Here is an 8,739-nt window from a genome sequence, read left to right on the forward strand (position 1 = left end):
ACCTACCACTTAAGTAGTAAGTGAAAAATAGAGTTTTACCCCTTTCAGGTAAATTTGCAGTCAAGATATAAGGAAAGATCCCAGAAATGGCCCGAATATAGGCAAGGAGAGCCAAAAACATGATCTGCGCCACAGCCTGCGAGTCGTAAAACTGTAAAAATCGGCGGCAACTTTGTTACCGACTCAGGTAGCAAATGCGTTAAACCACACAAAAACCATGAAAAATGGATAAGAACTTAGGTTCGAGGGAGCACAAAACATGAAAAAGACATTCATCTCTGCATCAGTTGCATCAGTATTGGCATTGGCTTCATTCGGTGCGCTAGCCGAAGGCCCAAGCTTCTATGGTCGTTTAGAGCTTGCTCTAACCCATACTGACACAGGTGCCACTCTACAATCAGGTACTAACGGCTTAGAAGCAAACTATGCCGATGAGAATAACGCAGGTACTTATTTAGAAAACAACTTCTCTCTATTAGGTGTTAAAGGTTCAGAAAAAATCGCTGATGGCTTTGACGTTATCTACCAAATGGAATTCCAAGTTGAAAACACTTCTGGTGCAGGTGATGTTTTCAAAGCACGTAACACTTTCTTAGGTTTAAAAACTAACGCTGGTACTGTGTTAGTGGGTCGTAATGACTCAGTATTCAAACAAGCCGAAGGTGCTGTGGATATTTTCGGTAACACTAACGCCGATATCGACCGTTTAGTCAGTGCCCAAACTCGTACTGCCGATGGTGCTTGGTACTATTCACCAAAAATTGCAGGCTTAGTGACATTAAACGCTAACTATCAATTTGATGATAACGACACTACAGCTAAGACTTCTGAAAGCCTATATGCATTAAGCGCAACTCTAGGTGACAGCAAGTTTAAAGAACAAAACTACTATGCTGCAGTAGCCTATAACAAAGGCATTGCTGGTGTTGATGCATACCGTTTAGTTGGCCAAGCAAAATTCGGTCAATTCAAAGTTGGTGGTTTATTCCAAAACTCTGAAGATGTTGTGAACAATGACATCGAAGGTAACACTTACTTTGTTAACGTTTCTTATGATCTGAACGGTGTAAACCTGAAGGCTGAATACGGCATTGATGAAGCTGGTTTAGGTGGCGCTTACACTAAACTGGGCGGCGTAAAAGGTGCTGATGACATCAATTTCCAAAACTTCAACATTGGTGCTGATTATCGCTTAGCGAAATCAACTATGATCTATGGTCAATACGCTATGTACCGTGGTGATTTTACTGTTGCTAATGCTAAAACAGATCTACAAGATGACAACGTATTCTCTGTAGGCGTACGTTACGACTTCTAATCTCTTACCTAAGAGATAATAAAAACCTACTGTAGTAATACAGTAGGTTTTTTTATGTCTCAAATCTAATCCAAAAGCACCAAAAATAAAAAACCACCTAAGCCAAACTAAGGTGGTTTTAGTTAACCCATTTAATTCTTTACAGCATTGAAACCATGACAAAGCATTAGATGCTCGCTAAAGCATCACCGCCGTCACCTAATTCAACGCTATCGACACGTTGTAATCCTCTAGGCAATTTTGCACCACGACGACCACGTTCACCTCGATAATGTTCAAGATCGCTTGGCTTCAGTGTGAGCTTGCGCTTACCTGCCCACAGGGTAACCGGCGTATCACTTGGCACTAATTGTAAATGTGTCATAAGTTCATCGCGATTCTTGGCTCTTTCGGTTGGTATGCCAATAATTTTATTACCTTTACCCTTGGATAATTGCGGTAACGCTTCTAGCGAAAACAGTAACATCCGCCCTTCGTTTGTGATCGCTAGCAGTGACATTTCTTTAGTGCGGTCAATCAACTTAGGCGTTAATGATTTAGCGTTTGTTGGTAGACTCAGCAAGGCTTTACCCGCTTTATTGCGCGACACCATATCGTTGTATGAACAAATAAAACCGTAACCCGCATCCGTTGCTAACAAGTAACATTGGTCTTCTTCACCCATCAACACATGCTGCATGGTTTCGCCAGGTGCCATATTGAAGCGAGTCGTAATAGGCTCACCTTGGCTACGGGCCGATGGCAGAGTATGGCTATCCGTCGCAAAAGCCCGCCCAGACGAATCAATAAACACTGCGGCCTGATTGCTACGTCCCATCGCGCTACATAGATATTGGTCGCCAGACTTATAGGAGAGCGACAAAGGATCGATATCGTGGCCCTTAGCACAACGCACCCAACCTTTTTCAGATAAGACAACAGTCACGGCTTCTGTCGGCGTTAACTCTTGTTCAGTTAATGCTTTAGACTCATTACGCAATACGATTGGCGAGCGACGATTATCGCCATAGGTTTCGGCATCTTGAATTAATTCTTTCTTGATCAACGTCTTCAAGCGACGCTCTGAGCCCAATAACTGCTCCAGTTTTTCGCGTTCGGCTTCAAGCTCATTTTGTTCGGCCGTGATCTTAAATTCTTCTAACTTGGCTAAATGCCGTAACTTTAACTCGAGGATCGATTCAGCTTGTTTATCACTGAGTGAAAAACGGGCCATCAACTCAGCTTTAGGATCATCGTGAAAACGAATAATCTCGATCACTTCATCAATGTTGAGGAAAGCGATCATTAGGGCTTCGAGTATATGTAACCGCGATACCACCTTATCTAAACGATATTCTAAACGACGTTTAACCGTATCAACGCGGAACTCTAACCACTCAGTTAATAAGGTTTTCAACCCTTTAACTCGCGGACGCCCATCGAGACCCAACACATTTAAGTTAACTCTAAAGCTCTTTTCTAAATCTGTGGTGGCAAACAAATGCGCCATCAGTTGATCGCAATCGACGCGATTGGAGCGCGGCACCACCACAAGACGCACTGGGTTTTCATGATCCGACTCATCGCGTAAATCGGCCACCATAGGCAATTTCTTCGCCTGCATTTGACCGGCGATTTGCTCTAAGATTTTACCGCTACTGGCTTGATGCGGCAGCGCCGTGATGATGATTTCACCGCCATCGACAGTGTAAACCGCACGTGCTCTTAATGACCCACGGCCCGACTCATAAATTTTTGCAATATCGGCAGACGGGGTAATAATTTCGGCTTCAGTTGGATAATCAGGGCCTGGTACAAAGGCCATCAATTGCTCGAGTTCAAGCTTAGGATCATCGAGCAATGCTACGCAAGCGGAGACTAATTCTCTCACGTTATGCGGCGGAATATCCGTCGCCATACCTACGGCAATACCAGTAATACCATTGAGTAAGATATGCGGTAAACGTGCAGGCAGTACTTTAGGTTCCTTCAAAGTGCCATCGAAGTTAGCCCCCCATTCAACCGTACCTTGTCCCAGTTCACTGAGTAACACTTCAGAGAATTTAGAGAGACGTGCTTCGGTATAACGCATAGCCGCAAATGACTTAGGATCATCGGGGGCACCCCAGTTACCTTGGCCATCGACTAACGGGTAGCGATATGAAAATGGCTGCGCCATCAATACCATAGCCTCATAACAGGCACTATCGCCGTGAGGATGGTATTTACCTAATACGTCACCAACCGTACGAGCCGACTTTTTATGCTTAGATTGAGCCGATAAACCTAACTCACTCATCGCATAGATAATTCGACGCTGTACCGGTTTAAGTCCATCACCAATGTGTGGCAGGGCTCGGTCCATAATGACGTACATGGAATAGTTCAGATAAGCCTCTTCGGTAAAGCGCCGCAATGGCATTTGCTCTACCCCATCGAGACTTAACTTGATAGCGTCACTCATTTTCTTCTAGTTCCTGTGTTTCTTCAGTACTATCGCCCTTATAAAACAAGCGATACACGTTACCTTTTAAATCATCGGAGATGTACATAGCACCATCGGATGCCGATAACAGCGCAAAGGGTCGAGCAACGGGAAATTCACCGTCAAGGAAACTAACAACCGTTTCACGACTCACCACTTTTTGATCTTCAATCTTCAACATAACCACTTGATAGCCAACTTTACTCGAACGATTCCACGAGCCATTTTCGGCGACAAACAACTGATTATGGTAAATATCGGGAAATTGACTGCCGCGATAAAATGCAAGTCCCGTGGGTGCAACATGGGCTGGCAACTCATACATTGGCAGAGTGATTTTTAAATTTTTCGGTTTTTCATAGGCGGGTTCGACAACACTACTGGCATGTAAATAAGGGAAGCCATAATGACTCCCTATCACATCGATGCGGTTAATCTCATCGGGTGGCAAGTTGTCCCCCATCCAATCACGGCCTTGATCGGCAAACCATAATTTTTTGTCTATTGGCGACCAATCAAATCCACTTGCATCTCGCACACCAGCCGCAATCTGCTCACTCGCGCCTGTATCAACATTGATCGCGATGATACTACTGTAAGGCACTGGCGCTTCACAGACGTTACAGGGCGCACCAATAGACACATATAAACGGCCATCTGGGCCAAAATTAATTGCCCGAGAACTTTTCTTCTCTGAGTAAGGCAAGTCACTGTAAATCTCTTTGGGTCGACTCGGGCGGCGCAATCTTTGCTCAATATCAACAAAGCGCACTATTTGATTTTCAGTGGCGACAAACAAGTCACCATTGTGGAATGCAATCGCATCGGGTGATTCAAGCCCTTTGGCTATCACATAGCGCTTATCGACACGACCATCTTGATTACTATCAACGAGAGCATGGATAGTGCCGCTCTTATTGGAACCGACAAATAAAGTGCCATTAGCCCCCATCGCCATCTGCTTAGCATCGCCAATATCCGAGGCATAAAGCGATAAACCAAACCCCTTAGCGACGGTAATCATGATCGATTGGGAACCCGCAAAGGCGCTATTGCAGAGCAATAACGTCACACTCGCTAAGAGCGTAAAACCGGCAGAAAACACCTTTAAGCAATTATAATTATTAGTTTTAATATACAACATTGTAATTTTCTTTATGCCTATGTTTTATTGTTATCGGCAATAGTGCACAACATTAAAGTAAAGCCATGTCACCCTTATCTTCAAGCCAGTTTTTACGGTCCGGCGAACGCTTCTTAGCGAGCAACATATCCATCAAAGCATCCGTTTCTTCGATGTCATCTATCGTCAACTGTACTAAACGACGAGTGTTTGGATCCATCGTTGTTTCACGAAGTTGTAAAGGATTCATCTCACCCAAGCCCTTAAAGCGGGTGACTTGTACCTTACCCTTTTTATTCTCAGCGGCAATACGGTCTAAAATACCCGCTCTTTCTGCCTCATCTAAGGCGTAATAAACCTCTTTGCCGATATCAATACGGAACAACGGCGGCATAGCAATATACACATGACCCTGCTCAACTAAGATACGGTAATGCTTCAAAAATAGCGCGCATAACAAGGTAGCAATGTGCAGTCCGTCTGAGTCGGCATCCGCAAGGATACAAATCTTGCCATAACGTAATTCAGAGATATCACTACTATCGGGATCGCAACCAATCGCGACCGAAATATCATGGACTTCCTGTGAAGCTAACACCTGTGAAGCATCGACTTCCCAGGTATTCAAGATTTTTCCACGCAGCGGCATAATGGCTTGAAACTCACGATCGCGGGCCTGTTTAGCACTACCACCCGCAGAATCCCCTTCCACGAGGAATAACTCTCCGCGCATCGGATCTTGGCCACTACAGTCTGTCAGCTTACCCGGCAGTGCAGGTCCAGAAGTCACCTTTTTGCGGGCCACTTTTTTGGCGGCCTTTAAACGACTCTGGGCATTATTAATGCACATTTCGGCTAAGGATTCAGCTAATTCGGTATTTGAGTTCAACCAGAGTGAGAATGCGTCACGCACAACGCCAGACACAAAAGCAGCGCATTGGCGACTAGAAAGCTTTTCTTTTGTTTGACCAGCGAATTGCGGTTCTTGCATCTTCACCGACAATATAAACGCGGCGCGATCCCAAATGTCTTCGGGTGACAGTTTAATACCACGGGGAATTAAATTTCTGAACTCACAGAACTCCCGCATAGATTCCAATAAACCTTGGCGAAAACCATTCACATGGGTACCACCGAGCGGAGTCGGAATTAAGTTAACATAACTCTCGCCAATAGATTCGCCGCCTTCAGGCAACCAAGTAATGGCCCAATCTGCGGCTTCTAGTTGGCCTTTAAAGCAACCCACAAACGGCTCTTCTGGCAATCTTAAATTGTCACCGATAGCCGCCTTTAAATAATCAGTTAGGCCGCTTTCATAGAACCATTCATGGACTTCGTTTGTCTGTTTATTGGTGAATTTTATCCGTAAACCTGGGCACAGTACCGCTTTAGCACGAAGCAGATAAATCAGTTTTGAATTTGAGAAGTTAGCTGAATCAAAATAGCTCGCATCGGGCCAAAAATGCACTCGAGTCCCGGTATTACGACGACCACAGGTCCCTGTTGGGCGTAAATCTTCAACCTTAAAGCCATTTTCAAAAGCGATGTCATACACTTGGCCATCACGGCGAACCGTAACTTCGACACGGCGCGACAAAGCGTTAACCACCGAGATACCGACACCGTGTAAACCACCGGAGAACTGGTAGTTTTTATTCGAAAATTTACCGCCAGCATGCAATTTGGTCAGAATTAACTCAACCCCAGGAATGCCTTCTTCTGGGTGGATATCCACTGGCATACCACGGCCATCATCAGTGACTTCGAGGGAGTTATCTGTATGTAGAACAACTTCAATTTTTGTCGCGTGACCTGCCAATGCCTCATCGACACTGTTATCTATGACCTCTTGGCCCAAATGGTTAGGTCTGGAGGTGTCGGTATACATACCTGGACGGCGTTTAACAGGATCGAGTCCGTTGAGAACTTCAATGGCGTCAGAGGTGTATTGATTTGTCATAGGGCACGCTATAGGTTGTTATATCCGGCCATGTTGCGGCTCGGCATGTCAGTTTGTCAAGGTAAGTGTAAAAATTGGCTTACAGTTTGCAGATGCGACTCATAACCAACAAAGCTGTGATCACCACCCGCTTCAACTCGCAATTGACAGTGATGATACTTATTGACCGCTTCGCGATAATCCAGCACATCATCACCTGTCTGCAATAATACCAAAAAACGATCCGGATTGCGGATCACAGCCGTATTAAATTCAGCGACTTCAGACTTATGCTCAGGTAAGACAAGATAATGCTGTTCAGTGTAAGGATTGAATTGCGGACCCATAAACTCATCGAACAACTCAAAGGGTTTTACCGCAGGATTAACTAACACCGCTTTGCCACCGTAGGTTTCGGCTAAATAGCTGGCGAAATACCCACCTAAAGATGAGCCTATATAAGCTAATGGCTCTTTGGCATCAATCGCCGCCTCAACATAAGCGGTTAAGAGCACCATCGCAGCCTTAGGTGTATTAGGCAATTGGGGCTGATGGAAGGCCACACTAGGGTGATGCAGCGCCATGTACTTAGCCGTCATCACAGCTTTATCTGAAAATGGAGAGCTATTAAAACCGTGAATATAAAGCAGCATATTTCCTCAGGCTGCGGCTATTCGCGTTAATAACCGCTAGAGTTGTTGTCGGGGGAAAAATGGTTACCCGGTACGCGATACACTTTAGTGTTGATGCTACCATCGGCTTTCAACTCCAGCAAACGATAACCCGGTTGAACGCCATCCAAGGCAAAATAAGGCGATAACGGCTTAAATTGAATACAAGTGGAAGGTGTCGCCATCAACTGCAACGTGCCATGGGGCCCATTATGATGGGTATCAATACATTGGTGCACATGTCCCCAGAGCAATCCTTTGACCTGCGGATACTTTGCCACTCGCGCAATAAACTCGGCGCCATTGTCCATGCAGTGCTGATCCAACCAAGTACAATTCACAACGATGGGATTGTGATGCATCACCAGTAAAGTATGGCATTCAGGATGTGCGGCAATGGCTTCATCAATTAATTCGAACTGAGTCTCGGCCATATTGCCGCCAGGCTTTCCCCGCACGGTTGAATCCAACATGAGGATTTGCCAGTTTCCCGCCAGAATACGCTGCTGCCCAAAAATCTGTTCACCCTGCATGTGCAGATACATGATCCGTGGATCGTCATGATTTCCAGGAAGATAATGGCAAGGTAAGCCAACGGGGGTGACTGCTTTCACAAATTGCTGATAAGACTCAGCCGAATAGTCTTGACTCAAATCGCCCGTGGCGAGCATCAAGTGAGCAGGATAGTCCACAGCTCTAATCGTATTTAATACGGCAGCAAAACTTTTGCTAGTATTAACTCCTAATAGCTGAGCTTCAGGATCGGCAAAAAGATGCGGATCTGTGACTTGCACGATACGCACGCTTTCCCCTTCAGCTATGGAGTAAGAGACAGCCTCTTTCAGCACATTGAATACCCAATTCTAAGACTGGCACACGACACTGTGTTGGTAACCAATCTTTAATAACTCTTCCAGGAATGCATTCACCTGGTACTTTTCATCACTTTGATACATGCGTACATTGGGATAATCATCAGGGCAAGAGCGTGAGTGCTCATTTTTCATTCATGCTTAATCCAGCCAGTAAAACCAGCTCAAGATAGTCTTCATTTATATGGGCTCGGCGCTGTTTACGTGGCACGCTCATCGCTTTACTGGTCTCTGCGCGAAGCATATTGAGCCCAAGATGCCGCATGGCTGCCATGTTGGCGGCGGCATGACCGCGGAAGATTTGGTTATCGTCTTCGTCCATGCTGACATCAAGCACCCAATGTAGTTTATT

General features: G+C 45.3%; 7 protein-coding genes and 1 pseudogene. 1 reads left to right on the top strand and 7 read right to left on the bottom strand.

The window, feature by feature from the left end; translation table 11 throughout:
• The first annotated feature begins 259 nt into the window (after window positions 1-259).
• Window positions 260-1,318, top strand: a complete 1,059-nt coding sequence (locus L5M49_RS21340) for a porin (RefSeq protein WP_105251476.1) — start codon at window positions 260-262, stop codon at window positions 1,316-1,318.
• Window positions 1,319-1,484: 166 nt separating this feature from the next.
• Here the strand turns inward: L5M49_RS21340 and parC are convergent, their stop codons facing one another.
• The 7 genes and pseudogenes from parC to L5M49_RS21375 all read right to left on the bottom strand — a co-directional run.
• Window positions 1,485-3,761 carry a DNA topoisomerase IV subunit A gene (gene parC, locus L5M49_RS21345; RefSeq protein WP_198573784.1) on the bottom strand — a complete coding sequence of 759 codons (2,277 nt, stop codon included), beginning with the start codon at window positions 3,759-3,761 and terminating at the stop codon, window positions 1,485-1,487.
• Window positions 3,754-4,926, bottom strand: coding sequence for a PQQ-dependent sugar dehydrogenase (locus L5M49_RS21350; protein WP_105251474.1), 1,173 nt, complete (start codon window positions 4,924-4,926; stop codon window positions 3,754-3,756). The genes parC and L5M49_RS21350 overlap by 8 nt, the downstream gene beginning before the upstream one ends.
• Window positions 4,927-4,978: 52 nt before the next feature.
• Window positions 4,979-6,865, bottom strand: a complete 1,887-nt coding sequence (parE, locus tag L5M49_RS21355) for a DNA topoisomerase IV subunit B (RefSeq protein ID WP_105251473.1) — start codon at window positions 6,863-6,865, stop codon at window positions 4,979-4,981.
• Between the two features lie 56 nt (window positions 6,866-6,921).
• Window positions 6,922-7,497, bottom strand: a complete 576-nt coding sequence (locus L5M49_RS21360) for a YqiA/YcfP family alpha/beta fold hydrolase (protein WP_263142818.1) — start codon at window positions 7,495-7,497, stop codon at window positions 6,922-6,924.
• 26 nt (window positions 7,498-7,523) lie between these two features.
• Window positions 7,524-8,363 carry a 3',5'-cyclic-AMP phosphodiesterase gene (gene cpdA, locus L5M49_RS21365; protein WP_105251471.1) on the bottom strand — a complete coding sequence of 280 codons (840 nt, stop codon included), beginning with the start codon at window positions 8,361-8,363 and terminating at the stop codon, window positions 7,524-7,526.
• A gap of 15 nt (window positions 8,364-8,378) precedes the next feature.
• Window positions 8,379-8,489: pseudogene (locus tag L5M49_RS21370) on the bottom strand (DUF1249 domain-containing protein); the annotation flags it as partial.
• Between the two features lie 22 nt (window positions 8,490-8,511).
• Window positions 8,512-8,739, bottom strand: a 228-nt coding sequence (locus L5M49_RS21375; RefSeq protein ID WP_411569114.1) for a transposase, incomplete at its 5' end; no start/stop codon positions are given.

Origin of the sequence: Shewanella sp. SM74, from assembly GCF_025653725.1 — a bacterium.
Taxonomy (GTDB): Bacteria; Pseudomonadota; Gammaproteobacteria; order Enterobacterales; family Shewanellaceae; genus Shewanella; species Shewanella oncorhynchi.